We start from the raw sequence: 25,486 nt of genomic DNA on the forward strand, positions 1-25,486 counted from the left end.
CTTTGCGGGTATTTCCTGCTTGAACTGTTCTCATGATGCTGTAAGATCGCGCGTTTTCCGCGGCAGTGCTCTGCGTTGAGTTGTCGGTCACGAACCGGCAGCAGACAGGGCAGCGGCGGACGGGCTGAGTATGATCATCTAAGGCCGGTTGTCCCCTTGCCCAAACATGGCGACGGCACCGGCGCACACAGGATAGTCTGAACATGAGTTTGATGCGCAAAAAGAGCGTTCAGGGCATGCTGGAATTTGCCCAGACTGCAAAAGGGCTCCGCAAGGAACTGACGGCTTTCGACCTGACCATGCTGGGGATTGGTGCCATCATCGGTACCGGCATTTTCGTGCTGACCGGTACCGGTGCCACGGTGGCAGGCCCGGGCCTGGTGTTGTCTTTCATCATTGGCGCGTTTGCCTGCGGCTTTGCTGCGTTGTGCTACGCAGAATTCGCCGCGATGCTGCCGATTTCCGGCTCGACGTATACCTATGCATACGCCACGCTGGGCGAACTGGTAGCCTGGATCATTGGCTGGGATCTGATGCTGGAATACCTGCTGGCATCTTCTGCCGTATCAGTGGGCTGGTCCGGCTATTTCCAGAGCTTGCTGGGCGGTTTTGGCATTCACTTGCCTGATGCGCTGACGGCTGCGGCTGGTGCGGTTCCGGGCAAGGATACCTTGTTCAACCTGCCTGCTTTCACCATCGCCATGCTGATTACGGCCTTGCTGGCTTTTGGTATCAAGGAATCCAAGCGAGTCAACAATATCGTGGTGTTGATCAAGGTGGCCGTGGTGCTGATGTTCATCGCCATTGGCGTTTGGCATGTCAAACCGGCCAACTGGAGCCCGGCTCTGCCTTATGGCATGAATGGCGTGTTCCATGGCGCGGCCATTGTGTTCTTCAGCTTCCTGGGTTTTGACGCTGTGACTTGCGCGGCCGAAGAGGTGAAAGACCCGGCGCGTGATATCCCCAAGGGGGTAATCTGGTCGCTGGCCATCTGCTCCATCCTGTACGTCATCGTGTCGGCCATCATGACCGGCATCGTGCCTTACGCGCATTTTGCCGGTATCGACCACCCGGTATCCTTGGCCCTGCAAGTGGCCAAGCTGGACTGGTTTGCCGGTTTTGTCGATCTGGGTGCCATTCTGGGCATGCTGACCGTGATTCTGGTGATGACCTACGGCCAGACCCGCATCCTGTTTGCCATGAGCCGCGACGGTTTGCTGCCGAAGATTTTCTCCGAAGTGAACCCGAAATACGGCACGCCGTACAAGGCGACCTGGCTGATCGGCACCATCATTGCGCTGATTGCCGGTTTCATTCCGCTGCATACCCTGGCCGAACTGGTGAACATCGGTACGCTGGCTGCCTTCTCGCTGATTGCCATTGCCATCATCAAGCTGCGCAAGACCGAGCCCAATCTGCCGCGCAAATTCCTGTGCCCGGGCGTGCCTTATGTACCGGCACTGGCCGTCATCTTCTGCGTGTTCCTGATGGCGCAGCTGTCCATGCTGACCTGGCTGTGCTTCGTGGTATGGCTGGTGATTGGTCTGGTGGTGTACTTCGGTTACTCGCGCAAGAACTCCCACTTGCACAAGCAGCCCTGATTCCGCTTTGCTGGTTGCCAATAAAAAAGCCACCTCACGAGGTGGCTTTTTTACATCTCTAACTGGCTGAATCAGCCGCGCAGCTTGGCGGCGATGGCAGCGACGCGTGCGCCGTATTGCTTGGCCGTGTCCAGGTCACCCTGTGGGATTTCATCCACGCTGGCATCGGCCGGGGACTGCACCAGGAGGCCAACCGAGCCACCCAGATTATTGATGTCGGTGCGTTGTGCCGCCTTGGTATTGCTTGGCAGCAGGCCCAGGCTCACCCAGATGCCACCATGCTGGCTAGCCAGGGTTTGCAGGGTGATCAGGGCAACCTGCTTGTCGCCGTTCAGGCTGGCACTGTTGGTGAAGCCGCCGAATACCTTGTCTTGCCAGGCGCGGGTGAACCAGGCCTTGGAAGTGGCATCGGCAAATTTCTTGAACTGCCAGCTCGGGCTGCCCATATAAGTGGGCGCGCCAAAGATGATGGCGTCGGCAGCGGCCAACTGGTCCCAGGCGCTGTCCGGCACATTGCCTTCGGCGTCGATGGCAACAAGCTCGGCATTCGCACCGGCAGCCACTTGCTGGGCAACACGTTGGGTATGGCCGTAGCCGGAATGATAAACAACGACAACCTTGGTCATGGAGAATCCCTTTGCTGGAGATGAAGCGGGAGATGTGTGCCGTTACCGGCGCACCATAAAGAATAGCAGCGTCCAGTATAGTGATTGTTCGTGTCAGGACTAGTCGCTTTTGATGAATTGATTGTTTAGCCAGATTTAATAAATGGCTGCAGGAAAGCAAAACGCCCGCGAGCGCAAGGCTGGCGGGCGTGGAGGACAGAGCTGGCATGCAGCTCTTGTCCTGGCTTAGTGGAACTGCTCTTCTTCGGTGGAGCCGGTCAGCGCGGTCACGCTGGACTGGCCGCCTTGAATCACCGTGGTGATGTCGTCGAAGTAGCCGGTACCCACTTCCTGCTGGTGCGATACGAAGGTATAGCCACGTTCGCGCGCTGCGAATTCCGGCTCTTGTACCTTCTCAACATAAGCCGACATGCCGCGGGCAACGTAGTCTTGTGCCAGGTCGTACATGTTGTACCACATGTTGTGGATACCAGCCAAAGTGATGAACTGGTATTTGTAGCCCATGGCACCCAGTTCGCGCTGGAACTTGGCGATGGTGGCATCGTCCAGGTTCTTCTTCCAGTTGAAGGACGGCGAGCAGTTGTAGGCCAGCAGTTTGCCCGGATGCTTGGCGTGAACGGCTTCGGCGAACTTGCGGGCAAATTCCAGGTCCGGGGTGCCGGTTTCGCACCATACCAGGTCGGCGTAGTCAGCGTAGGCCACGGCGCGGCTGATGGCTTGTTCCAGCCCCTTCTTGGTCTTGTAGAAGCCTTCGGCAGTGCGCTCGCCAGTCAGGAAGGGCTTGTCGTTGGCATCGTAGTCGCTGGTGATCAGGTCCGCAGCTTCTGCATCGGTACGGGCAATCACCAGAGTCGGCACGCCGTACACGTCAGCAGCCATACGAGCAGCGATCAGCTTCTGGATGGCTTCCTGGGTCGGAACCAGTACCTTGCCACCCATGTGGCCACACTTCTTCACGGAGGCCAGCTGGTCTTCGAAGTGAACGCCACCGGCACCAGCACGGATCATGGCCTTCATCAGTTCGTAGGCGTTGAGCACGCCGCCGAAACCGGCTTCGGCATCAGCCACGATGGGCGCGTAGTAGTCAACAAAGCCAGGCTGGCCTTTTTCAACGCCCTTGGAGTGCTGGATTTCATCGGCGCGGGTGAAGGCATTGTTGATGCGCTCTACCACCTTCGGCACGGAGTCCACCGGGTACAGGGACTGGTCCGGGTACATGGCGGAGTATTCGTTGTTGTCAGCAGCCACTTGCCAGCCGGACAGGTAGATGGCCTTGATACCGGCTTTCACCTGCTGCATGGCCTGACCACCGGTCAGCGCGCCCAGACAGTTGATATAGGGTTCGTTGTTGACCAGGTTCCACAGTTTCTCGGCGCCTTGGCGGGCCAGGGTGTGTTCCACTTGCACCGAACCACGCAGACGTTCTACGTCGGCAGCGGTATAACCACGCTTGATACCTTTCCAGCGCGGGTTGGTGTCCCAGTCATGTTGAATGGCGGCGATACGTTGTTCGCGAGTAGTCATGTTCAAACCCTTCTCGAATAGTTTTCTCTGCAGAGCCGGTAAATTCCGGCAGTCCTCTGGCCAAATGACATTCCGGTTTTTCCGGACTGATTTTGTTGACAACGGTTTATGTCCATTGCCCCTTATGACCACCGGATCCCCGTGGCTGACGGCTTTCCGGGTGGGTCACTTAGCATGTGTGAGCCCATTATATGCACAAAAAAAATGCTTTGTGTGCGGTGCAACACCGAAAAAAAGCGATGTTCAGATGTCAACAATTCATGGCTAAAAATGAAGCCAAATTAGGGCGGGTTTTGTTGCAGTTGCGAAAAGAAAAGTCCGAAAACGCGCAGTGCGGTGAGGCCCGGTAACAGGCGTTGTTACCGTGGGGCAAGACAAAGGACTTGAATTCCTCGGGATAGACCTTATCTGACGTCGGGACATTGTTAAAAGCCGACTTTTTTGAGGTCTTGCCATGCAGGAAAACCAGAACAACACGAGCAACGAAGCCGTCGTTGACAACGTGAACAACGCCGCTGCCAGCGAACAGCAAGCAGAACAAACCGTGGAACAGCGCATTGCCGAACTGGAAGCCCAGGTGGCCGATCTGCAGGATCAACTGCTGCGCAGCCGTGCAGATCAGGAAAACCAGCGCCGGCGCAATGCCGAAGAACTGCTGAACACCCAGAAATACGCCATCAACAAGTTTGCCCAGGAGCTGGTGCCGGTCAAGGATTACCTTGAAATGGCACTGCTGGACCAAAGCGGTCAGATCGACACCCTGAAAATGGGCGTGGACATGACACTCAAGCAGCTGGTGGCTGCCTTTGACAAGGCACAAATCAAGGAAATCAGCCCGGCCGTGGGCGACAAGCTGGACCCGCATCAACACCAGGCGATGAGTGCGGAAGAATCCGACGCGGAAGCCAATACGGTGTTACGGGTGCTGCAAAAAGGTTATCAACTGGCTGAGCGCACGCTGCGTCCGGCCATGGTGATCGTGGCCAAGGCCAAAGGCTGACACGAGATTCATAAAAAGGTTCTTGGCCGGCTCTTGAAAAAGACCACATAGCCAATACCTATGAACGCAACAGGCCTCGGCTATCAGCTTGCTGGCCGTAGTCGCAACGAATTCAGATATAAAGGAATAAAAGATGGGCAAAATCATTGGTATTGACCTGGGTACGACCAACTCCTGCGTAGCCGTTGTTGAAGGTGGCAACCCGAAAGTGATTGAAAACGCCGAAGGCGCACGTACCACGCCTTCCATCATTGCTTACATGGAAGATGGTGAAATCCTGGTGGGTGCACCGGCCAAGCGTCAGGCCGTCACCAACCCGAAGAACACCCTGTACGCAGCCAAGCGCCTGATCGGCCGCCGCTTCGAAGACAAGGAAGTGCAAAAAGACATCGACCTGATGCCCTTCCAGATCATGAAGGCACCCAATGGCGATGCCTGGGTGAAAGTACGTGACCAGGAACTGGCTCCGCCGCAAATCTCCGCAGAAGTGCTGCGCAAGATGAAGAAGGCTGCCGAAGACTACCTGGGTGAAGAAGTGACCGAGGCGGTAATTACCGTGCCGGCCTACTTTAACGACAGTCAGCGTCAGGCCACCAAGGATGCCGGCCGTATCGCCGGTCTGGAAGTAAAGCGCATCATCAACGAGCCGACCGCTGCTGCCCTGGCCTTTGGTCTGGCCAAGCAGGAAGGTGACCGCAAGATTGCCGTATACGACCTGGGTGGCGGTACGTTCGACGTGTCCATCATCGAAATCGCCGACGTTGACGGTGAGCACCAGTTCGAAGTGCTGTCCACCAACGGTGATACCTTCCTGGGCGGTGAAGACTTCGACCAACGCCTGATCGACTACATCGTGACCGAGTTCCAGCGCGAACAGGGCGTCAACCTGAAGAACGATGTAATGGCACTGCAACGTCTGAAGGAAGCTGCTGAAAAGGCCAAGATCGAGCTGTCCAGCGCCACTCAGACCGAAGTGAACCTGCCGTACATCACCATGGATGCCACCGGTCCCAAGCACCTGGCCATGAAGATTACCCGCGCCAAGTTCGAAAGCCTGGTTGACGACCTGATCACCCGCTCTATCGAGCCGTGCCGCGTTGCGCTGAAGGATGCTGGTGTATCTCTGGCCGACATCACCGACGTGATTCTGGTTGGCGGCCAAACCCGTATGCCGAAGGTACAGGATGCGGTGAAGGAATTCTTTGGCAAGGAACCGCGCAAGGACGTGAACCCGGACGAAGCAGTGGCCGTTGGTGCTGCGATTCAGGGTTCGGTGCTGTCCGGCGATCGCAAGGACGTGCTGCTGCTGGACGTGACTCCGCTGTCGCTGGGTATTGAAACCCTGGGTGGCGTGATGACCAAGCTGATCCAGAAGAACACCACCATTCCGACCAAGGCATCGCAAACCTTCTCTACTGCGGATGACAACCAGACTGCGGTGACTATTCACGTGCTGCAAGGCGAGCGTGAAAAGGCTGCGGCCAACAAGAGCCTGGGTCAGTTCAACCTGGGTGACATTCCGCCGGCACCGCGTGGCATTCCGCAGATCGAAGTGGAATTCAACATCGACGCCAACGGTATCCTGCACGTATCGGCCAAGGACAAGGCCAGTGGCAAGCAGGCCAACATCACCATCCAGGCTTCTTCCGGTCTGTCCGAAGAAGAAATCCAGCGCATGGTGAAGGATGCCGAAGCCAACGCCGAGGAAGACAAGAAGCTGCACGAACTGGTGACCGCGCGTAACCAGGCTGAAGGCCTGATCCACAGCGTGAAGAAGTCCCTGTCCGAGCATGGCGACAAGATCGACGCCGCTGAAAAGGCCAAGATCGAAGACGCTGTCAAAGCCGCTGAAGAGGTGGTGAAGAGCGAAGACAAGGCTGTCATCGAAGCCAAGACCGAAGAACTGGCCAAGGCCAGCCAGAAACTGGGCGAAATCATGTACGCTCAGGCTCAGCAGGCTGAAGCGGGTCAGGGCGCTGCCGATGCCGGCAAAGCCAAGGACGAAGGCGATGTGGTGGATGCCGAGTTCGAAGAAGTGAAAGACAAGAAGTAAGCCGCAAGCTTGCTGATTGAACGAGGCACAGGGAATGGCGGAGACTGCTCCACCGGCCTCTGTGCCTTTGCCGTGTTAAGAAGATCATTGCCTGCCGGACCGGGTGGTCGCGGCCAGAGAGTGAAACACCATGTCCAAAAGAGATTTTTATGATGTGCTCGGCGTCAATCGCGACGCTACCGAGGACGACATCAAAAAGGCTTACCGCAAGCTGGCGATGAAGTATCACCCGGACCGAAATCCGGACAGCAAGGAAGCAGAAGAAAAGTTCAAGGAAGTCAAAGAGGCCTATGAAATCCTCTCTGACAGCCAGAAGCGTGGCGCTTACGACCAGTTTGGCCATGCCGGGGTAGACCCGCAGGCCGGTGCAGGCGGTGGTGGTGCCGGCTTTGGTGGTTTTGGCGATTTTGCCGATATTTTCAGCGACATCTTCGGCGGTGGCCGTGGTGGCGCTGGTGGCCGTTCCAATGTGTATCGTGGCGCTGACCTGCGTTACAACCTGGACATCACGCTGGAAGAAGCGGCGCGCGGCTGCGAAAAGCAAATCCGCATTCCTTCGCATGAAGATTGCGAAGTGTGCCATGGCACCGGTGCCAAACCGGGCACCCAGCCCAAGACCTGCTCCACCTGCGGTGGGCATGGTCAGGTGCGCATGAGCCAGGGTTTCTTCTCCATCCAGCAAACCTGCCCGACCTGCCATGGCAGCGGCAAGCAGATTACCGACCCTTGCACCAGCTGCCATGGTGCTGGTCAGAAAAAGACCAACAAGACGCTGAACGTGAAGATTCCGGCTGGCGTGGACGAGGGCGACCGCATCCGCCTGTCTGGCGAAGGCGAGCCTGGTCAGAATGGCGGCCCGTCGGGTGATTTGTATGTGGTGACCCACATCAAGCAGCACGCCGTATTCCAGCGCGATGGCATGGACCTGCATTGCGAAATGCCGATTTCCTTTGCCACGGCAGCGCTGGGCGGCGAAATCGAGATTCCCACGCTCGATGGCATGGCCAAGGTGAAGATTGCCGCCGAAACGCAAAGCGGCCGGGTATACCGTTTGCGCGGCAAGGGCGTAAAGGCGGTGCGTGGTACTGATTATGGCGATCTGCACTGCCATGTGGTGGTGGAAACCCCGGTCAAGCTGACCGAGCGTCAGAAAGAGCTGCTGCGCGAATTTGACGCCATCAGCCAGGGCGATGTGGCCACCCATAACCCACGTTCCAAATCCTTCATGGACAAGCTGCGCGATTTCTTCGAATAAGTGCTGCCAGGGATGTAAACACAGACGGAGCCTGCGGGCTCCGTTTTTCATTGGCTCACCAGCACGCGGCGGCAATGAAAAAAGCCACCGCGGCAGTGCGGTGGCAAATGACTTTCTTCAAAGGAACCAGCCAGTGGGCAGTGCTTAGAAATTGTGCTTCAGCATTACCCAGGTAATGGACGCCTTGTCCTGTGCCCAACCCAGTGCAGACTGGGCACCCTTGTTTTCCTTCACTTGACCATAACCGGCTTCCACCATGGTGCGCTTGCTCAGGCTGTAGTCCAGAGCGGCAGCCCACTGGGTGGCACCCCAGTCTTGCGACTGGCCGTCAACCTTGCCATTGCTGCGCTTGGAGTAAACGAAAGAGGGCTTGAATGCGCCCAGGGTATACGCTGCGTTCACGGCCCAGACATTGCTGGTCAGCTTGTTGGCACCGGTGTTGGCGATACCGAAGCTGGAGAAGTTGGAGATGGTGGACGCATCGCCCCACAGGGTGCTGTGTTGCAGGGTGGCAGCCAGGTACAGATTGTTGGCGTCGTAACCGAATTCAACACGGTGAATACCGCTGTTGTGATCGTTAACGGTGTTGTACTTGGCCATGTAGGCGTAAGCACCAAAGAAGCCAGAATTGGCGTAGGCCAGACGGGTGCCGAGGGTGTTGCCGGTCTTCTTGCCACCGGAAACTTGAGCTTCACCGGAGCCTACCTGAACAATGGCATTGAAGCCGTTCAGGTCCGGGCTGTCATAGCGTACGCCGTTTTTCACACGGCCATCACCGTAGGCACCGAATACATCCGTACCTTCGTACAGCGGGAAGGCGATGCCGGTGTTGGCATCACGACGCGGGCCGTACAGGTTGTCAGTGGACTCGGTTTCGGCCAGTACATCGTCGATGTAGCCCAGACGAACCTTACCGAAGTTGCCTTCCACACCAACAAAGCTGGTGCGGTTGGCGAAGGTGCCCGAACCGGTGCCGGTGGTAGCAACGCCATCCACGTTCAGGCCGGTTTCAACCTGCCAGATGGCTTTCAGGCCATTGCCCAGGTCTTCGTTACCCTTGAAGCCGATACGGCTACCAAAGTCATCAACACCGGTGCTCGACTTGAAGCTGGTGTCGGTGCTCTTCATGCTGTCCAGGCCAGCACGGATGGAACCGTAGATGGTGACGTCAGCATGGGCCAATACCGGCATGGCTGCAGCAATAGCGGCAGCGAGTACGAGTTTTTTCATTCCTCTAAATCCTTTATTAGTAATTTCTGTGTCCGCCTGATCTGTTGGCAGGCTGGCTGCGGTTCTGGTCAAGCCATGTAAAAACTTGATTGCACCGACGGGGCTGAGTGTGCGAAACGGCTGAGGGGGCGTCAACGAACATTTATTAACAAAGCAGCTGTTTGTTCCTGCCTGAATTAACTCTTTCTACTGTGTTTTTAAATGTTTTTTTGTGTAAAAGTCTTTTAAAATCATATTGTTGTAAATATTCAATGAAGTTTCATCTGGCAGAAAATATTTGTTTCCAATCGTTGATCCAGTATTGAAACAGCTGTTTCATCCTGGTTTTTTGCTGTTGTATTTTGGCAAATAAGGCAGTTTTTTCATGAAAAATGCAGCTTTTGCACAACAAATATTGCGGCTTGTCATGAGTCTCTAGAATGACTGATATGATTTTTATACATGTCTTTTCTGGGGTGATGGTGATGCTGGCTGAAATCTGGCTGTGGCGCATGTCTTGGCCGAATGCATGTTGGTGCTGGCGGCAAAATGGCGAATGGCGCTCCCAGTTCATGGCAACAGGGGTACAATTCCGCACATTGCCATTGTCCCTTGTGATGGAAACACCATGATTTTTGCCAACCGTTATTTCCCGGCCACCCGCATGCGTCGCATGCGCAAGGATGATTTTTCCCGTCGCCTGATGCGCGAGAATGTGCTCACCACTAATGATCTGATCTATCCGGTGTTCGTACTGGAAGGTGATAACCGTGAACAGGCTGTGGCGTCGATGCCGGGGGTGGTACGGCAAAGTCTGGACAAGCTGTTGTATACCGCCGAACAGGCAGTAGAACTGGGCATTCCCATGTTGTCGCTGTTTCCGGTGATTGAAACCGGCAAAGACAATGCGGCGCAGGAGGCCTACAACCCGGATGGTCTGGTGCCTACCGTGGTGCGCGCGCTCAAGCAGCGCTTTCCCGAACTGGGCGTCATGACCGACGGTGCGCTGGACCCGTACACCGTGCATGGTCAGGATGGCCTGATTGATGACAGCGGCTATGTCTTGAACGATGAAACCACCGAAGTGCTGATTCGTCAGGGGCTGTGCCACGCCGAAGCCGGTGTGGATGTGTTTGGCCCGTCTGACATGATGGACGGTCGTATCGGCGCCCTGCGCGATGCGTTTGAAGAAGCCGGTTTCATCCACACCAAGATCCTGGCCTACTCGGCCAAGTATGCTTCTGCTTTCTACGGCCCATTCCGTGATGCTGTTGGTTCCGCGGGCAATCTGGGCAAGGCTGACAAGTACAACTACCAGATGGACCCGGCCAATCTGGACGAAGCCATCCAGGAAGTGGCGATGGATCTGGAAGAGGGCGCTGACATGGTGATGATCAAGCCAGGCATGCCTTATCTGGACGTGATTCGCCGCGTGAAAGACACCTTCCGCGTGCCAACCTACGCTTATCAGGTATCTGGTGAATACGCCATGTTGAAGGCTGCCTTCCAGAATGGCTGGCTGAACGAGGAAAAGTGCATGATGGAAAGCCTGATGGCCTTCAAGCGTGCAGGGGCCGATGGCATTCTGACTTACTTTGCGCTGGATGCAGCGCGTGTGCTGCGTCGCGGCTGACCTTGGCTTGCCACCAGCCGCTTAACTGCCGGGTGGTGGCAAGATGATTCCTGAAGGAAATGGCCATGGATATTCTGCACTCCACCTGGTTCTGGTTGTTCGTCATCGTCGCCCTGGTGATGTCCACCATCGGTTCGCTGGCCCGTCTGTCCAAGGCTCCGCCGCCGGTTGATTTGCCCGGCGTCAAACCCCAGCCCTATGCGGATGATGACGAGGAGCAAGACGCGGACAACCCTGCCGGGCATACCCCGGCAAGCTTGCGCAAGCCCAAGTAGTGGTGCTGCACTTGCAGCATGGCTGGCCGTGTCAGGCCAGCTTGCCTGACCTGAAATACTGCTGGAAGAATTCCACACAGACCCGCAGCTTGGCAGAGCTGGCCAGCTTTTCCGGATACACCGCCCAGATATCTGCCTGCAGGTAATAGTCGGGCAAAACCTGCACCAATTCTCCCCGTTCCAGTTCGCCGGCTACGTCCCATAGCGAGCGCAACATGATGCCGTGGCCTTGCAAGGCCCATTGGTGAACCACTTCTCCGTGGTTGGCAGCCAGGGCGCCATTCACCCGGATACAGTGTTCACCCTGTGGGCCGGTCAGCCGCCATACTCCGAAGGGATGATCCCTTTCCTTGATGACCAGACAATTGTGCTGATTCAGTGCTTCCAGTCTGGTCGGCGTGCCGTGCCGCGACAGGTAGTCGGGCGCGGCACACAGGATGCGACGGTTATCCACCAGTTTGCGGGCCAGTAGTTGCGGGGCAATTTCGTTGCCTACCCGGATGTCCAGATCAATGCCTTCCTGTGCCAGGTCGATCAGACAGTCGGCCAGTTCCAGACGGATACTCAGCTCCGGGTAATGGCGTGCCAGCTCACCCAGCGCCGGTGCCAGGTGAACCCTGCCAAAACCGAAGCTGCTGCTGATGCGCATCATGCCACGTGGCTGTTGCCGGGCAGCCCCGATTTCCACACTCATCTGTTCCACATCCTGCAGTATCTTTTCGGCCCAGTCGTGAATGCGTTCTCCTTGTTCCGTCAGGGCAATCCGTCGTGTCGTGCGATTGAGCAGCCGACAACCCAGGCTGTGTTCCAGCACGCGAATGCGTTTGCTCACATAGGCTGGCGAGGCGGGCATGGCTTCTGCCGCTGCGGCAAACCCACCTTTACGGACCACCAGGCAAAAAACACGTAAATCTTCCAGCTGCAGCAAATCTTTCATGTTTCGTGTCTTCTGTATGCACAGCACGACCCATTATCCCGGCTTGCTTTTCCGCCATGCTAGCGCTTGATGTCGCAGCTGATGATGGCGAAAGAACTAAGGAGAGCAAGATGAGGGCATACAGCATTGCTGCCATTGCGGGAGATGGCATCGGCCAGGAGGTAATGCCAGAAGGCTTGCGTGTGCTGGAAGCCGCAGCCCGCCGCTTTGATATTGATTTGTCGGTAACGCAGTTTGACTGGGCATCCTGCGACTATTACCAGCAGCACGGCCAGATGTTGCCGGACGACTGGTTTGCCATCTTGCAGGGTTTTGACGCCATTTATTTCGGGGCGGTGGGCATGCCGGACAAAGTCCCCGACCATGTGTCGCTGTGGGGGTCCTTGCTGAAATTCCGCCGCCAGTTCGACCAATACGTCAATTTGCGACCGGTACGCCTTTTGCCTGGCGTTCCCTGTCCGCTGGCCAATCGCCAGCCGGGGGATATCGACTTTGTGGTGGTGCGGGAGAATACCGAGGGTGAGTACTCTGCCGTGGGTGGGCGCATGTTCGAAGGTACCGAGCGGGAACTGGTCTTACAGCAGTCAATCTTCACCCGGCATGGGGTGGACCGCATCCTGCACCATGCTTTTTCCCTGGCTCAAAGCCGGCCACGCAAAAAGCTGACTGCCGCGACCAAATCCAACGGTATCGCCATCAGCATGCCCTATTGGGATGAACGCGTGGCCGCAGTGGCACAGCACTATCCCGACGTGCAATGGGAATGCCAGCATGTGGATATTCTGGCCGCCCGCTTTGTATTGCAGCCGGAACGTTTTGATGTGGTAGTGGCGTCCAATCTGTTTGGCGACATCCTGTCCGATCTGGGGCCTGCCTGTACCGGCACCATCGGCCTGGCTGCGTCGGCCAATCTCAATCCCGACCGTCGCTTTCCCTCCCTGTTTGAACCGGTGCACGGTTCCGCGCCGGACATCTTCGGCAAAAACATTGCCAATCCCATCGCCATGATCTGGTCGGCTGCGCTGATGCTGGACTTTCTCGGCCACGGCCAGGGGAATTGCCGGGCTGCGCACGATGCCATCATGCAGGCAATCGAATCCGTGTTGCTGGCCGGCCCGCTGACGGCTGATCTGGGTGGCCATGCCAGCACGACCGAGCTGGGGCTGGCCATTGCCGCCGCCGTTACATACGCACCATTGGCGATTCAAGCCTGATCCAGCACAGACTGGCCTGGCCATCAGCCGTCGGGGCGACGCAGGCCGGATGGCGTAATTTCTTATTTCCGAATCAGGTCAGGCCTGAGCCTGGCAGCAGGGAGGCAGAATGCACAAGCTCACACATAGCCGGCGCGACGTGCCGTTGGCACTGGTCAGTTTGCTGATCGTGATGCTGATGGTGGTGATGATGATCGCCATGCCGCAGGCTTCGATCGAAGTGGCGGATCGCTTGATGTACTGGTGTACCCATGTTTTTGCCTCACCAATCTTGCTGTTTGCCTTTGGCTCGGTACTGTTTGTGGTGTGGCTGGCCATGAGCAAGTACGGGCAAATTCGCTTGGGTGAAGGCGGGCCGGATTACTCCACCTTGTCCTGGATTTTCATGTTCATCATGTCCGGCATGGGGTCGTCTGCCTTGTACTGGGGTTTCCTGGACTGGGCATATTATTACCAGACCCCCGGTCTGAACCTGCCACCATCATCGCCGCAGGCGCTGAAGTACAGTGTGGCTTATTCCTTGTTTCATTCCGGCCTGAGTGCCTGGGCCATGTATGCCGTGGGCGCGGTGGCCATGTGTTACTACTATCACGTGCGCAAGAACAAAGGCTTGAGCCTGGCGGCCATCATTGCCGCTATAACAGGACATCGCCCGGATGGCATGCTGGGCCGGCTGGTGGATTTGCTGTTCATGCTGTGCATGTTCGGGGCGCTGACCATTTCGCTGGTGCTGACCGCCACCACCTTTACCCGCTTGCTGTCCGCCCTCACGGGCATTCCGGATAATTTTGTCACCCAGCTGGTCGTGATTCTTTCGGTTGCCGTGCTGTTTACCCTGTCATCCTGGGTGGGTATGGATGGCGGCATGAAGCGCCTCAGCCAGCTGGTGTGCTGGGGTGTACTGGCGCTGGCAGCCTATGTGTATCTGCTGGGGCCTACCCACTTCATTACCAGTAATGTGTTGTCCAGCCTGGGCTTGATGCTCAGCAGCTTTGTCGACATGAGCCTGTTTACCGATCCGCTGGGCGACGGCAAGTTTACCCGTGAGTGGACGGTGTTTTACTGGTTGTGGTGGATTTCCTATGCGCCAGGCGTGGCCTTGTTTGTCACCCGCGTATCGCGTGGCCGCACCATCCGCGAGGTGCTACTGGCGATGATGTTCGGGGGCTGTGCCGGCATCTGGTTTGTTTATGGCGTGCTGGAAAGCTACGGCGTGCACAGCTTCATCACTGGCCTGGTGGCAGTGCCACAGGTATTGCAGGCGCAGGGTGGGGAGTCGGCCATTGCCCAGTTGCTGGCCCTGTTACCTGCCGGAGCCTGGGTCACGGGTTTTTTTCTGGTGGTGATGGCGATCTTCCTGGCGGCCCACATGGATGCGGTGGGTTATGCAGTCTCCGCCACCTGTACCCGCAAGCTGTCTGAAGGGGAGGATCCATCGCCCATAGATCGCCTGTTTTGGTGCGTCATGCTCACGCTGGTACCGCTGGCAATGATTTTTGCCAAGGCTCCACTCAATACCATGAAGAGTACGGTCATCATTACCGCCATTCCCTTCGCCTTGATCACGTTGGTGATGGTGTATGGCCTGCTCAAGTGGCTGCGTGAAGATTACGGTGATGTTCCGGCGCATCAGATTGGCGACGAGCCGCCTCCCGCCATGGCCAGCAAACAGTCAGGCTCGTGAGTGTGGCCATGGCGAGAACTTATCAGCTTTCTGCAGAAATGCGGTCATTTGTAAACCAGAGCGCCCTGTTCCACGCTGCCGATGACAGCCTGGTGGCGATGCGTGCTGCCTACAGCGCGCTGTGCCGTCACTTCACTGCGCCGCTGCCAGATGGTGTGCAGCTTGAAGACCATGTCCTGCCGGTGGATGGACGGCATATTCCGCTGCGCTTGTACCGCCCAGCCACTACCTCACCGTCAGCCGGCTGGCCCTGTGTGCTGTACCTGCATGGCGGCGGCTGGATACTGGGAGATCTGGATTCATATGCGGTGATTGCGGCCCCGTTGGCGCTGGCGTGTGCTGCTGCGGTGCTGGTGGTGGATTACCGGCTGGCACCGGAGCATGTCTTTCCCGCCGCCTTCGACGACTGCCTGGCTTTGTGGGACAGGCTGCGCGTGGATGGCCTGCAGCTGGGTATCAATACCACCCGAGTTGTGGTTGCCGGTGATAGCGCCGGAGGCAATCTGGCTGCGGCCTTATGCCTGGCTGTGCGTGGCCGGGCAGGGCCAGCCTTGTGTGGGCAGGTATTGATTTATCCCGTGCTGGCGGCAGTGCCGACGGAACCCGCAGCGAGTGAACACGCCGATGCCCCGTTATTTGGCCGTCATGACATGGCCTATTGCCTGGCGCAGTACGCGCCGGATCCGGCCACGCATGCCGACCCGCGGCTGGCCCCGTTGGCAGCTGCCAGTCTGCAAGGTTTGCCCCCCGCTTTTATTGCAGTAGCCGAATACGACCCCCTTCGTGACGATGGCCTGTGCTATGCCCGCCGCCTGCAGCGCAGTGGCGTGGCGACGGAATGTTATTTGGCTCATGGCCTGCTGCATGGCTGCCTGCGCTTCTGGCAACAGGGCTGCCAGACCGCCCGCATGTATCGGGCGCTGGTGGTGGCCATGCGTCGCATGCTGGCTGACCACAGCTCAGATTAATGGCGCAGCCGCCTGTTCTGTCGCGCTGCGCGCACGCCGCCGGTCTTGCCATTTCGATCTCTAAGGTGTGACCGGCAAAGTAAAGGGCAGGTACTTGCAGCCCTGTGACCCCCAAGCAGAGGAGACCTCCATGCATGACTACACCAGATTGAGCCCGGATTTCTGCGGCGATCCCGAACGCGCCTGGACACTGCCGGCCATGTATTACACCTCGGACCAGGTCTATCAGTTTGAGAAGGAAAAGATTTTCGCCCACAGCTGGATTTGCGTGGCACATGGTAGCGAACTTGCTGAATCCAACGACTACATCACCCGCGATGTCGCTGGTGAAAGCATCATCGTGGTACGTGGACGGGATGGTGTCCTGCGCAGTTTTTACAATGTCTGCCCCCATCGTGGTCATCAGTTGCTGCAAGGCAGTGGCCGGGCCAAGAACGTGATGACCTGTCCCTATCACGCCTGGACCTTCAAACTGGACGGTCAACTGGGCCATGCCCGCAATTGCGAAAACGTAGTCGATTTCGATGCGGGCAAGGCGACTTTGTCGCCGCTGAAGGTGGAGGAGTACGCCGGCTTCGTCTTCATCAACATGAATCTGGCGGCCGGCCCGGTGGAGCAGCAATTGCCCGGTCTGGCCGACAGCTTGCGTCAGGCATGCCCGGTGATCGACCAGTTGCATCTGGCTGCGCGTTTTGTCACGCAGACGCCCGCCAACTGGAAAGTCATCGTTGACAACTACATGGAGTGCTACCACTGTGCGCCGGCCCATCCGGGTTTTGCCGATTCGGTCCAGGTGGACAAATACACGCACACCCTGCACGGCAACTGGACGTTGCAGTACGGCTTGGCCCGTTCCTCCGAGAAATCTTTCAGGATTGATCCCTCGGTCAAGGACCCCAGCTTCAGCGGTTACTGGGCCTGGCCTTGCACCATGTTCAACGTACCGCCGGGTGCCGACTTCATGACGGTGATTTACGAATACCCGATGAATGCCGAAACCACCTTGCAGCATTACGACATCTATTTTCGTAACAAAGAACTGACGGAACAACAGCAGGCACTGGTGGAATGGTATCGCACCGTATTCCGGCCGGAAGACCTGCGCCTGGTGGAAAGTGTGCAGCGCGGGCTGAAGTCGCGTGGCTATCGTGGTCAGGGGCGGATCATGACCGATCGCCAGCGCAGTGGCATCAGCGAGCACGGCATTGCCCATTTCCATCATCTGGTCGCACAGCAACACGCTAAGTAAGTCCATCCCTGGCGGCGGCGCGTTTGCACTGCCGCCATTGCGCCTGGAGTGTTCTGCATGACGCTGACTCATCCTCTGCTCATGCGGCAGCATGTCTATATCCATGGACCAAGGTGCGCTGCCCACTGGGCGGACACTTCCGGTTTTCCAGTTAATCCCGAGCATGAAGTGACATGAGCCTTAAAACCCCGAATATCAACGTCCGCGTGCTGCGGATCGAACAAGCCAGTCCCTTGATCAAACGCTTCACCCTGGAGGCGGCAGATGGCGGCCCGCTGCCGGCCTTCAGTGGCGGCAGCCACATCATGGTGCAAATCCCTGCGGCCAGCGGACTGATCCACAACGCCTATTCGCTGCTCAGTTCTCCATACAAGCTACAGCAGTACCAGATTGCCGTGCGCCGCGAGGAGGTCTCGCGTGGCGGATCGGCCTTCATGCACGACTTTTTGGCCGAGGGGGATATTTTGCAGATCTCACCGCCCAACAATTTATTCCCGCTGCATGCCACGCCAGAGCGGCAAATCCTGATTGCCGGTGGCATCGGCATTACCCCTTTCATGTCGCAGATGGAGGTGCTGCAGGCCAGTGGCGCAGCCTTTGAGCTGCATTACGCGTTTCGCAGTCAGGAGCAGGCGGCCTTTGTCGACGAACTGACCGCCCGTTACGGCGCGCACTGCCATTTTCATGATGCCTCCCGGGGGGAGCAGTGCAATGTCAGTGCCTTGCTGGCACACCTGGGTGAACATGACCACGTCTATGTCTGCGGGCCGCAGTCCTTGATTGAGGCCGTGCAGCAGGCCGGAGCAGAGCAGGGCATTCCACCCGCCCGCCTGCATTGGGAGCAGTTTGCTGCCAGCACTTCGGGTGGCGCGGCATTTACCGTGGTGCTGGCCCGTTCCGGGCGCGAAATTCCGGTGGCGGCAGAACAAACCATCCTGCAAGCCATCGAGTCGGATGGCTCGGTGGCGGTGGATTGTCTGTGTCGCGAAGGGGTATGCGGCACCTGTGAGGTGGGCATTGTCGAAGGCGAGGCCGAGCACCGTGACCAATACCTGAGCGAAGAAGAAAAACAGGCGCAAAACAGCATGCTGATTTGCGTATCGCGCGCCAAAGGCAGTCGTATCGTGCTGGATCTGTAAAACCATGCAATGGCGTGCTCGCCTGCTGGCCGGAGGGGGCTATCAAGGTGAAATGGATGGTGACAGTGCGTCATGGCTGAACAAAATAATGGTGACAGCCGCCCCGTGATTTCCTTGACAACTGTCACTGATAAAGCCGGATACGCTGGGCTAGAATGGATGACAGTTTCCGGCGCGCGGTGATCCCGCTGCGACTGCAGTCCCGGCGCCCCACGATTGGCCTACAAGGACATCCCTGCCATGAACCATACCTATCTTGCCCATCTTGAAGCGACGCTGGCCCAAATCCGCGCGGATGGTTTTGAAAAGCCGGAGCGGGTGATTGCCACCCCGCAGCGTGCCGATATCGCCCTGTCCGGTGGTGCCCATGTACTCAACTTCTGCGCCAACAACTATCTGGGTCTGGCCGATGATGCCCGCCTGATCGACGCGGCCAAGCGCGGGCTGGATGATTATGGTTATGGCTGCGCCTCGGTACGTTTCATCTGTGGTACCCAGCAGGTGCACAAGGATCTGGAACAAGCCATTTCCGGCTTTCTTGGCACCGACGACACCATTCTGTATTCCAGCTGTTTCGACGCTAACGGTGGCGTATTCGAAACCCTCCTGGGTGAAGAAGACGCGGTGATTTCCGACGAACTCAACCACGCCTCCATCATCGACGGCGTGCGCCTGTGCAAGGCCAAGCGCTTCCGTTACAAGAACAACGACATGGCTGATCTGGAAGCGCAGCTGATTGCCGCTGAAGCGGCCGGTGCGCGTTTCAAGCTGATCGTGACCGACGGCGTGTTCTCCATGGACGGCATCATTGCCGACCTGAAAACCCTGTGCGAAGTGGCAGGCCGTCATGGTGCACTGGTGATGGTGGACGACTCCCACGCCGTCGGTTTCATCGGTGAAAACGGTGCCGGTACGCCAGAGCTGTGCGGCGTGGCCGACAAGGTGGATATCTACACTGGCACGCTGGGCAAGGCGCTGGGCGGGGCTTCCGGCGGTTATGTGTCGGCACGCCAGCCTATTGTCGATCTGCTGCGTCAGCGTTCGCGCCCCTATCTGTTCTCCAACAGCCTGGCTCCGGCCATTACCGCCGCCAGCCTGGAAGTGCTCAAGCTGATTCAGAACGAAGGCCGTCAATTGCGCGTCCAGCTCAAGCGCAATGCCGAGCTGTTCCGCAACGAAATGTCTGCCGCCGGTTTCACCCTGGTGCCGGGTCAGCACCCCATCATTCCGGTGATGCTGGGTGATGCCCGCCTGGCTGGGGAAATGGCCGCCCGCTTGCTGCAAGAGGGCGTGTATGTGATTGGCTTTTCCTTCCCGGTGGTACCCAAGGGCAAGGCGCGCATCCGTACCCAGATGTCGGCCGGTCACACGGTGGAGCAGGTACAGCGCGCGGTGGCCGCCTTCATCAAGGTGGGCCGCGATCTGAAAGTCATCGACTGAACCGCATCCAGACATCAGCCCGCTGGCCACAAGTCCGGCGGGCGCGCAACTGACAGGCAGGCAAACATCATGAAAGCACTTTCCAAACTCAAATCCGCTCCCGGGCTGTGGATGAACGATGTACCGCAACCGGAAATCGGCCATAACGACCTGCTGATCAAGATCAGCAAAACCGCCATCTGCGGCACTGATATCCACATCTGGAACTGGGACGAATGGGCGCAGAAGACCATTCCGGTGCCGATGCACGTGGGGCATGAATACGTCGGCGTAGTGGCCGCGATGGGCTCCGAAGTGCGCGGCTTTGAAATCGGCCAGCGTGTATCCGGCGAAGGCCACATCACCTGTGGCCATTGCCGCAACTGTCGTGCCGGCCGTCGCCACCTGTGCCGCAACACGGTGGGCGTGGGCGTCAACCGTGAAGGTGCATTTGCCGAATACCTGGTGATTCCGGCCTTCAATGCCTTCCCCATTCCGGACGACATTTCCGACGATCTGGCGGCTATCTTCGACCCCTTCGGCAATGCGGTGCATACCGCGCTGTCCTTCAATCTGGTAGGTGAGGACGTTTTGATTACCGGTGCCGGCCCCATCGGCATCATGGCGGTGGCCATTGCCAAGCATGTGGGCGCGCGCCATATCGTGATTACCGACGTCAACGACTATCGCCTGGAACTGGCGCGCCAGATGGGTGCCAGCCGCGCAGTAAACGTGGCGCGGGAAGACCTGAAACAGGTGATGAGCGAGTTGCACATGTGCGAAGGCTTCGATGTGGGCCTGGAAATGTCCGGCAACCCGCAGGCCTTCCGCCAGATGCTGGAAACCATGAACCACGGTGGCAAGGTGGCCTTGCTGGGCATTCCTCCTGCCAATACCGCCATCGACTGGAACCAGGTCATCTTCAAGGGCCTGGAAATCAAGGGTATTTATGGCCGCGAGATGTTTGAAACCTGGTACAAGATGGTGGCGCTGATCCAGTCCGGGCTGGATATCCGTCCCATCATCACCCATCACTTCAAGGTGGATGATTTCGAGCAGGGCTTCGCTGCGATGTTGTCCGGCCAAAGCGGCAAGGTGATTCTGGACTGGAGTTGAGTCCCCGGCCTGGCTGGCAAGCCAGTCAGATGGATGACCAAGCCCGGCTGTGCCGGGCTTGGTCATCGTTGTGCCAGGTTGCGCTGGCTGCTGTAGATTCTCTGGTTTCCCGCTGCATTTTCGCTGTTGCTTCCGGGCTGGGGCGCAATTTTTCATGCCAATTAATTAAAATGACATGATTTGTCCCTGCCTGTCGTGCTGGCCATCTTGCTGACATCCGGCTTATCTACGCTGTCTGTCCGCCAGGTAAGGATGAGTAAAGTACATGGGTAACAGGGGCTGGATGCGTCGATGGTTTCTGCTGTCATGCTGGGGCGTACTGTATGCGTTGCCTGCGCTGGCTGATTCCCGTGTTCTGACCATCGGGGTAGAGGCACTGGACTACGCGCCTTATTACTATCTGGACAGCAATGGCAATTATCGGGGGCTGGCGCGCGATGTGCTGGATGCCTTTGCACGCAGCCGGGGCTATGTGTTTGTCTACAAGCCGATGCCGCCTGCACGGCTGATGTCTGCCTTTTTGTCCGAGCAGAATGTCGATTTCAAATTTCCCGATCACCCGCGCTGGAGTGTGGACGCCAGGCGGGGTGTCTTGCTCAGCTACAGCCTGCCACTGGTGACACTGAAAGAGGGCTTGCTGGTGCGTGCTCCACATCAGGCCCTGAAGCTGGAGCAGCTGAGCAATATGGCTACGCTGACCGGTTTTACCCCGGTTGCTTATCTGGACCAGGTGCACAGTGGCCAGATCCAGCTGACAGAAAACAGCTCGCAGCAGGGTCTTTTGCGGCAGTTACTGGTAGGACGTGTGCAAGCGATCTATCTGGACTGGAGTGTCGGCATGCGCCTGGCCCGAACCATGGGCGCTGCCGGTCAGCTGGAACCGGCACGGGAATTGCCGGTGGACCGGGTGCCGCTGATGCTGTCATCCACGCACAATCCGGAAATCATCGATCAGTTCAATCAATTCCTGCAGCAGCAAGCCGGTACATTGTCGCGTCTGCGACGGCATTATCATTTGTCCGAATAAGCTGGCTTTTCATGCAATGCACAACGCGGCGTACGTTCAGGCCGTCTCCTTGCTTTGCGCCGTGGGCTCTAGGCGGTAGAATCGACCTTTGACTTTTTACTCGCTACCCCACGTCTATGCTTACCTTCCAGGAAATCATCCTTACCCTCCAGAATTATTGGAACGAGCAAGGGTGCGTCATCATGCAACCCTTCGACATGGAGGTGGGCGCCGGTACCTCACATCCGGCCACCTGTCTGCGTGCCATCGGCCCGGAGCCGTGGAACGCCGCCTATGTACAACCGTCGCGTCGTCCCAAGGATGGCCGCTACGGTGAAAACCCGAACCGCCTGCAGCATTACTACCAGTTCCAGGTAGCGCTCAAGCCGTCGCCGGCCAATATCCAGGAACTCTACCTGGGTTCGCTCAAGGTGCTGGGCATCGACCCCACCGTGCATGACATCCGCTTTGTCGAGGACGACTGGGAAAACCCGACGCTGGGTGCCTGGGGTCTGGGTTGGGAAGTCTGGCTGAACGGCATGGAAGTCACCCAGTTCACCTACTTCCAGCAAGTGGGCGGTCTGGACTGCAAGCCGGTACTGGGTGAAATCACCTACGGTATCGAACGTCTGGCCATGTATCTGCAAGGTGTGGAAAACGTCTACGACCTGCTGTGGACGGTCTACCCCAACGGTCAGCGCGTGACCTACGGCGACGTGTACCACCAGAACGAAGTGGAGCAGTCCACCTACAACTTCGAGCACGCCAATGTGCCCAAGCTGTTCGAACTGTTCAGCTACTACGAATCCGAAGCCAAGCGTCTGCTGGACATCCCGCTGGCGCTGCCGGCTTACGAAATGGTGCTCAAGGCCGGTCACTGCTTCAACCTGCTGGATGCGCGTGGTGCGATCTCGGTCACTGAGCGTGCCACCTATATCGGCCGGGTGCGTACCCTGTCGCGCGGTGTGGCTCAGGCTTACTACGCCGCGCGCGAGGCACTGGGTTTCCCCATGTGCCCCAAGGCCTGACCGGCCATGAAAACACGGATCAGTCTGCTTCTGGCCCTGCTGTCCCTGCCTGCCATGGCGGCAGAACCTGACTGGGGCGTATACCAGCAAGGTTCCGCGCTGGAACTGTCTATGGACCGTAATTCCATCTGGGTAGAAAAGGACGGGCTGGTCCATTTTGTGAATCAGGAGCGCTTTAGCGAACGTCAGTACGACAAGGCCACCGACATCAAGTATTTCATCCGGCGCACCAGCGGCTATGCCAGCTGCAGCAAGCAGCAATATACCTTTGTCGGCTTCGAATATGCCGACAAGCGTGGCCGCCAGCTGTACGCCACCATGTTCCCGGTACAACGTTTTGCCTGGAAGTGGCAGTCGGTGGAGCAGGGGTCGGTTGCCGACACCATGTTGCAAGTCGTGTGCTATCTCGCCAAATCCGCTCCGCACAAGAAACCTGAATAAATCATGAACGCCACCTTGCTTATCGAGTTGCTCACCGAAGAGCTGCCGCCCAAGGCGCTGGAAAAGCTGTCGCACAGCTTTGGCCAGACCATTACCGAAGAACTGAAAAAACTGCAGTTTGTGGCTGCCGATGTCGCCGCCACCGTGTTTGCCTCGCCGCGCCGCCTGGCTGTGCAAGTCCCGGCCGTGCTGGCCGTGCAGCCGGACCAGAAAATCGTGCGCAAGGGCCCGGCTGTGGCCGCCGGCATGAAGGATGGCCAGCCCACCCCGGCACTGGCTGGTTTTGCCCGCTCCTGCGGTGTGGATGTCTCCGCGCTCACCACCATGAGCGATGGCAAGCAGGACGTGTTTGCCTATGAAAGCACCAAGACCGGTGAAGCCCTGTCCGCCGTACTCACCGACATCGTGGCGCTGGCACTGAAAAAGCTGCCGATTCCCAAGCTGATGCGCTGGGCCGACTACGACTACCAGTTCGTACGTCCGGTGCATGGCCTGATCATGCTGTGGGGCGAAACCGTGATCGATGGCAGCCTGCTGGGCCTCACCAGCCGTAACGCCACCCGTGGTCACCGCTTCCTGTCCAGCGGCGATGTGTTTGTCGAAAAAGCCGACGACTATGCCCGCGTGCTGTTCGAGCAGGGCAAGGTGTTGGCCAGCTTTGACGCACGCCGCGAACTGATCAAGAAGCGCCTGGCCGATGCCGCTGCCGTGCATGGTGCCACCATTGCCGCCGACGACGCTTTGCTGGACGAAGTAACCGCGCTGGTGGAATGGCCGGTGGTGCTGGAAGCAGGCTTCGAAGCCGAATTCCTCAAGGTGCCGCAGGAATGCCTCATCCTGACCATGCAGCAAAATCAGAAGTACTTCCCGCTGCTGGATGCCAAGGGCAAGCTGATGAACCGCTTCCTGCTGGTGTCCAATCTGGAAACCGCCGACCCCAGCCACATCATCCAGGGTAACGAGCGCGTGCTGCGCGCCCGCCTGTCCGATGCCAAGTTCTTCTTCGAGCAGGATCAGAAAGCCCGTCTGGAAACCCGTCTGGCCAAACTGGCCGAAGTGGTTTACCACAACAAGATCGGCAGCCAGCTGGAACGTGTCGAACGCCTGCAAGCCATTGCCGGCCAGATCGCCGCCCAACTGGGTGCAGACCAGTCCGTGGCCGAACGTGCCGCCTTGCTGGCCAAGGCCGATCTGGTCACCGACATGGTGGGTGAATTCCCCGAACTTCAAGGCGTCATGGGCATGTACTACGCTCTGCACGACGGCGAAAGCGACGTGGTTGCCGCCGCCATTGAAGGCCACTACCACCCGCGCTTTGCCGGTGACAGCCTGCCGCAGGGCGATATCGCCACTGCCGTGGCGCTGGCAGACAAGCTGGAAGCCATTGTCGGCATCTGGGGCATCGGCCTGATTCCGACCGGTGACAAAGACCCCTACGCCTTGCGTCGTGCCGCCCTGGGCGTGCTGCGCATGGCACTAGAGGCCAAGTTGGACCTCAAGGCCCTGCTGACGCTGGTGGCTGCCGCCTTCCCGGCTGGCAAGCTGTCCGCCACCACGGCGGACGAAGTGTTTGCCTTCATGATGGACCGCCTGAAGAACTACCTGGCGGCTGACTATCAGGCTGACGAAGTGGAAGCCGTGCTGGCACTGGCTCCGTCCACCCTGAACGAAGTCCCGGCGGTACTGGCGGCCGTGGCTGCCTTCAAGACACTGCCGGAAGCGGCTACCCTGGCTGCCGCCAACAAGCGGGTGAAGAACATCCTGAAGAAGGTGGAAGGCGAAGTGGGCTCGGTAAACCCGGCCCTGCTGAGCGAAGCCGCCGAGCAGGCCCTGTACGCTGCCGTGACCGAGCTGGCTCCGCAGGTGGATGCCAAGTTTGCCGCCCACGACTTTGCCGGTGCGCTGGCGCAGCTCTCCAGCCTGAAGGCACCGGTGGATGCCTTCTTTGATGGCGTGATGGTGATGGCGGACGACCTGGCCGTGCGTGCCAACCGTATTGCCTTGCTGGCCCGCCTGGCAGCCCTGTTCAACCGCGTGGCGGATATCTCGCTGCTGGCGGATTAACCCGGGAGGGGAGTGGAGAGTCGGGAATAGGGAGTGGGCAACAAG

The 25,486-nt window shown here is 58.2% G+C and carries 22 protein-coding genes; 18 read left to right on the top strand and 4 right to left on the bottom strand.

Annotation, left to right across the window (positions count from 1 at the left end):
• Positions 1-203: 203 nt before the first annotated feature.
• On the top strand, positions 204-1,601 hold the full coding sequence (locus HWX34_RS11660) for an amino acid permease (RefSeq protein WP_304506138.1): 1,398 nt from the start codon (positions 204-206) through the stop codon (positions 1,599-1,601).
• 71 nt (positions 1,602-1,672) lie between these two features.
• Here the strand turns inward: HWX34_RS11660 and HWX34_RS11665 are convergent, their stop codons facing one another.
• Together HWX34_RS11665 and aceA are read right to left on the bottom strand one after the other, a co-directional pair.
• Positions 1,673-2,227 (bottom strand): flavodoxin family protein, encoded by a 555-nt coding sequence (locus tag HWX34_RS11665; protein WP_045847571.1) that lies wholly within the window; start codon positions 2,225-2,227, stop codon positions 1,673-1,675.
• Positions 2,228-2,452: 225 nt separating this feature from the next.
• The gene (aceA, locus tag HWX34_RS11670; RefSeq protein ID WP_045847570.1) at positions 2,453-3,751 is read right to left on the bottom strand and encodes an isocitrate lyase; all 1,299 of its coding nucleotides are present in this window, start codon (positions 3,749-3,751) and stop codon (positions 2,453-2,455) included.
• A gap of 454 nt (positions 3,752-4,205) precedes the next feature.
• Between aceA and grpE the strand changes: the two genes are divergently transcribed.
• From grpE to dnaJ, 3 genes are all read left to right on the top strand, one after another.
• Positions 4,206-4,751 carry a nucleotide exchange factor GrpE gene (gene grpE, locus HWX34_RS11675; protein WP_178972398.1) on the top strand — a complete coding sequence of 182 codons (546 nt, stop codon included), beginning with the start codon at positions 4,206-4,208 and terminating at the stop codon, positions 4,749-4,751.
• A gap of 133 nt (positions 4,752-4,884) precedes the next feature.
• Positions 4,885-6,804 carry a molecular chaperone DnaK gene (dnaK, locus tag HWX34_RS11680; RefSeq protein ID WP_178972399.1) on the top strand — a complete coding sequence of 640 codons (1,920 nt, stop codon included), beginning with the start codon at positions 4,885-4,887 and terminating at the stop codon, positions 6,802-6,804.
• Between the two features lie 130 nt (positions 6,805-6,934).
• Entirely contained in the window at positions 6,935-8,059 is a 1,125-nt protein-coding gene (gene dnaJ / locus HWX34_RS11685; protein ID WP_178972400.1) for a molecular chaperone DnaJ, read from the top strand.
• Between the two features lie 144 nt (positions 8,060-8,203).
• Here dnaJ and HWX34_RS11690 read toward each other — a convergent pair whose 3' ends face one another.
• The gene (locus HWX34_RS11690) at positions 8,204-9,289 is read right to left on the bottom strand and encodes a porin (RefSeq protein ID WP_178972401.1); all 1,086 of its coding nucleotides are present in this window, start codon (positions 9,287-9,289) and stop codon (positions 8,204-8,206) included.
• Positions 9,290-9,708: 419 nt separating this feature from the next.
• Between HWX34_RS11690 and HWX34_RS11695 the strand changes: the two genes are divergently transcribed.
• The 3 genes from HWX34_RS11695 to HWX34_RS11705 all read left to right on the top strand — a co-directional run bounded on the left by HWX34_RS11695 (position 9,709) and on the right by HWX34_RS11705 (position 11,176).
• Entirely contained in the window at positions 9,709-9,900 is a 192-nt protein-coding gene (locus tag HWX34_RS11695) for a hypothetical protein (protein WP_178972402.1), read from the top strand.
• On the top strand, positions 9,897-10,901 hold the full coding sequence (gene hemB / locus HWX34_RS11700; protein WP_178972403.1) for a porphobilinogen synthase: 1,005 nt from the start codon (positions 9,897-9,899) through the stop codon (positions 10,899-10,901). Before HWX34_RS11695 ends, hemB begins: the two co-directional genes overlap by 4 nt.
• Positions 10,902-10,966: 65 nt before the next feature.
• Positions 10,967-11,176, top strand: a complete 210-nt coding sequence (locus HWX34_RS11705) for a hypothetical protein (RefSeq protein WP_178972404.1) — start codon at positions 10,967-10,969, stop codon at positions 11,174-11,176.
• Between the two features lie 31 nt (positions 11,177-11,207).
• On the opposite strand, the gene HWX34_RS11710 is transcribed toward HWX34_RS11705, so the two are convergent.
• Positions 11,208-12,113, bottom strand: coding sequence for a LysR family transcriptional regulator (locus tag HWX34_RS11710; RefSeq protein WP_178972405.1), 906 nt, complete (start codon positions 12,111-12,113; stop codon positions 11,208-11,210).
• A 110-nt stretch (positions 12,114-12,223) separates the two neighbouring features.
• Between HWX34_RS11710 and HWX34_RS11715 the strand changes: the two genes are divergently transcribed.
• From HWX34_RS11715 to glyS, 11 genes are all read left to right on the top strand, one after another.
• Positions 12,224-13,327, top strand: a complete 1,104-nt coding sequence (locus HWX34_RS11715; protein WP_178972406.1) for a tartrate dehydrogenase — start codon at positions 12,224-12,226, stop codon at positions 13,325-13,327.
• Positions 13,328-13,436: 109 nt separating this feature from the next.
• Positions 13,437-15,011, top strand: coding sequence for a BCCT family transporter (locus HWX34_RS11720; protein ID WP_178972407.1), 1,575 nt, complete (start codon positions 13,437-13,439; stop codon positions 15,009-15,011).
• 38 nt (positions 15,012-15,049) lie between these two features.
• On the top strand, positions 15,050-15,979 hold the full coding sequence (locus tag HWX34_RS11725) for an alpha/beta hydrolase (protein WP_218645154.1): 930 nt from the start codon (positions 15,050-15,052) through the stop codon (positions 15,977-15,979).
• Between the two features lie 130 nt (positions 15,980-16,109).
• The gene (locus tag HWX34_RS11730) at positions 16,110-17,228 is read left to right on the top strand and encodes an aromatic ring-hydroxylating dioxygenase subunit alpha (RefSeq protein ID WP_178972409.1); all 1,119 of its coding nucleotides are present in this window, start codon (positions 16,110-16,112) and stop codon (positions 17,226-17,228) included.
• Positions 17,229-17,401: 173 nt separating this feature from the next.
• A complete protein-coding gene (locus HWX34_RS11735; RefSeq protein WP_178972410.1) occupies positions 17,402-18,367 on the top strand; it encodes a PDR/VanB family oxidoreductase in 966 nt (321 codons plus the stop codon).
• A 240-nt stretch (positions 18,368-18,607) separates the two neighbouring features.
• Positions 18,608-19,807: a glycine C-acetyltransferase gene (locus HWX34_RS11740; RefSeq protein ID WP_178972411.1), complete on the top strand. Its 1,200-nt coding sequence runs from the start codon at positions 18,608-18,610 to the stop codon at positions 19,805-19,807.
• Between the two features lie 69 nt (positions 19,808-19,876).
• Complete coding sequence (gene tdh / locus HWX34_RS11745) at positions 19,877-20,902, top strand: L-threonine 3-dehydrogenase (RefSeq protein WP_178972412.1); 1,026 nt, start codon at positions 19,877-19,879, stop codon at positions 20,900-20,902.
• 283 nt (positions 20,903-21,185) lie between these two features.
• Positions 21,186-21,929 carry an ABC transporter substrate-binding protein gene (locus tag HWX34_RS11750; protein WP_178972413.1) on the top strand — a complete coding sequence of 248 codons (744 nt, stop codon included), beginning with the start codon at positions 21,186-21,188 and terminating at the stop codon, positions 21,927-21,929.
• Positions 21,930-22,045: 116 nt separating this feature from the next.
• Positions 22,046-22,936 (top strand): glycine--tRNA ligase subunit alpha, encoded by an 891-nt coding sequence (gene glyQ / locus HWX34_RS11755; protein ID WP_045847557.1) that lies wholly within the window; start codon positions 22,046-22,048, stop codon positions 22,934-22,936.
• A gap of 6 nt (positions 22,937-22,942) precedes the next feature.
• The gene (locus HWX34_RS11760; RefSeq protein WP_178972414.1) at positions 22,943-23,377 is read left to right on the top strand and encodes a surface-adhesin E family protein; all 435 of its coding nucleotides are present in this window, start codon (positions 22,943-22,945) and stop codon (positions 23,375-23,377) included.
• On the top strand, positions 23,378-25,441 hold the full coding sequence (gene glyS / locus HWX34_RS11765; RefSeq protein ID WP_370459740.1) for a glycine--tRNA ligase subunit beta: 2,064 nt from the start codon (positions 23,378-23,380) through the stop codon (positions 25,439-25,441). It begins immediately after the preceding gene.
• The last annotated feature ends 45 nt before the right edge of the window (positions 25,442-25,486 follow it).

This window comes from Aquitalea sp. LB_tupeE, from assembly GCF_013391415.1.
Taxonomy (GTDB): domain Bacteria; phylum Pseudomonadota; class Gammaproteobacteria; order Burkholderiales; family Chromobacteriaceae; genus Aquitalea.

Coding starts and splice junctions, on each gene's coding strand:
- glyQ (WP_045847557.1), top strand. CDS start 22,046: ATGCTTACCTTCCAGGAAATCATCCTTACCCTCCAGAATTATTGGAAC.
- HWX34_RS11690 (WP_178972401.1), bottom strand. CDS start 9,289: ATGAAAAAACTCGTACTCGCTGCCGCTATTGCTGCAGCCATGCCGGTA.
- HWX34_RS11660 (WP_304506138.1), top strand. CDS start 204: ATGAGTTTGATGCGCAAAAAGAGCGTTCAGGGCATGCTGGAATTTGCC.
- grpE (WP_178972398.1), top strand. CDS start 4,206: ATGCAGGAAAACCAGAACAACACGAGCAACGAAGCCGTCGTTGACAAC.
- HWX34_RS11740 (WP_178972411.1), top strand. CDS start 18,608: ATGAACCATACCTATCTTGCCCATCTTGAAGCGACGCTGGCCCAAATC.
- HWX34_RS11705 (WP_178972404.1), top strand. CDS start 10,967: ATGGATATTCTGCACTCCACCTGGTTCTGGTTGTTCGTCATCGTCGCC.
- dnaJ (WP_178972400.1), top strand. CDS start 6,935: ATGTCCAAAAGAGATTTTTATGATGTGCTCGGCGTCAATCGCGACGCT.
- HWX34_RS11720 (WP_178972407.1), top strand. CDS start 13,437: ATGCACAAGCTCACACATAGCCGGCGCGACGTGCCGTTGGCACTGGTC.
- dnaK (WP_178972399.1), top strand. CDS start 4,885: ATGGGCAAAATCATTGGTATTGACCTGGGTACGACCAACTCCTGCGTA.
- HWX34_RS11735 (WP_178972410.1), top strand. CDS start 17,402: ATGAGCCTTAAAACCCCGAATATCAACGTCCGCGTGCTGCGGATCGAA.
- HWX34_RS11695 (WP_178972402.1), top strand. CDS start 9,709: ATGACTGATATGATTTTTATACATGTCTTTTCTGGGGTGATGGTGATG.
- HWX34_RS11730 (WP_178972409.1), top strand. CDS start 16,110: ATGCATGACTACACCAGATTGAGCCCGGATTTCTGCGGCGATCCCGAA.
- HWX34_RS11710 (WP_178972405.1), bottom strand. CDS start 12,113: ATGAAAGATTTGCTGCAGCTGGAAGATTTACGTGTTTTTTGCCTGGTG.
- HWX34_RS11715 (WP_178972406.1), top strand. CDS start 12,224: ATGAGGGCATACAGCATTGCTGCCATTGCGGGAGATGGCATCGGCCAG.
- aceA (WP_045847570.1), bottom strand. CDS start 3,751: ATGACTACTCGCGAACAACGTATCGCCGCCATTCAACATGACTGGGAC.
- tdh (WP_178972412.1), top strand. CDS start 19,877: ATGAAAGCACTTTCCAAACTCAAATCCGCTCCCGGGCTGTGGATGAAC.
- HWX34_RS11750 (WP_178972413.1), top strand. CDS start 21,186: ATGCGTCGATGGTTTCTGCTGTCATGCTGGGGCGTACTGTATGCGTTG.
- HWX34_RS11760 (WP_178972414.1), top strand. CDS start 22,943: ATGAAAACACGGATCAGTCTGCTTCTGGCCCTGCTGTCCCTGCCTGCC.
- hemB (WP_178972403.1), top strand. CDS start 9,897: ATGATTTTTGCCAACCGTTATTTCCCGGCCACCCGCATGCGTCGCATG.
- HWX34_RS11665 (WP_045847571.1), bottom strand. CDS start 2,227: ATGACCAAGGTTGTCGTTGTTTATCATTCCGGCTACGGCCATACCCAA.
- HWX34_RS11725 (WP_218645154.1), top strand. CDS start 15,050: ATGCGGTCATTTGTAAACCAGAGCGCCCTGTTCCACGCTGCCGATGAC.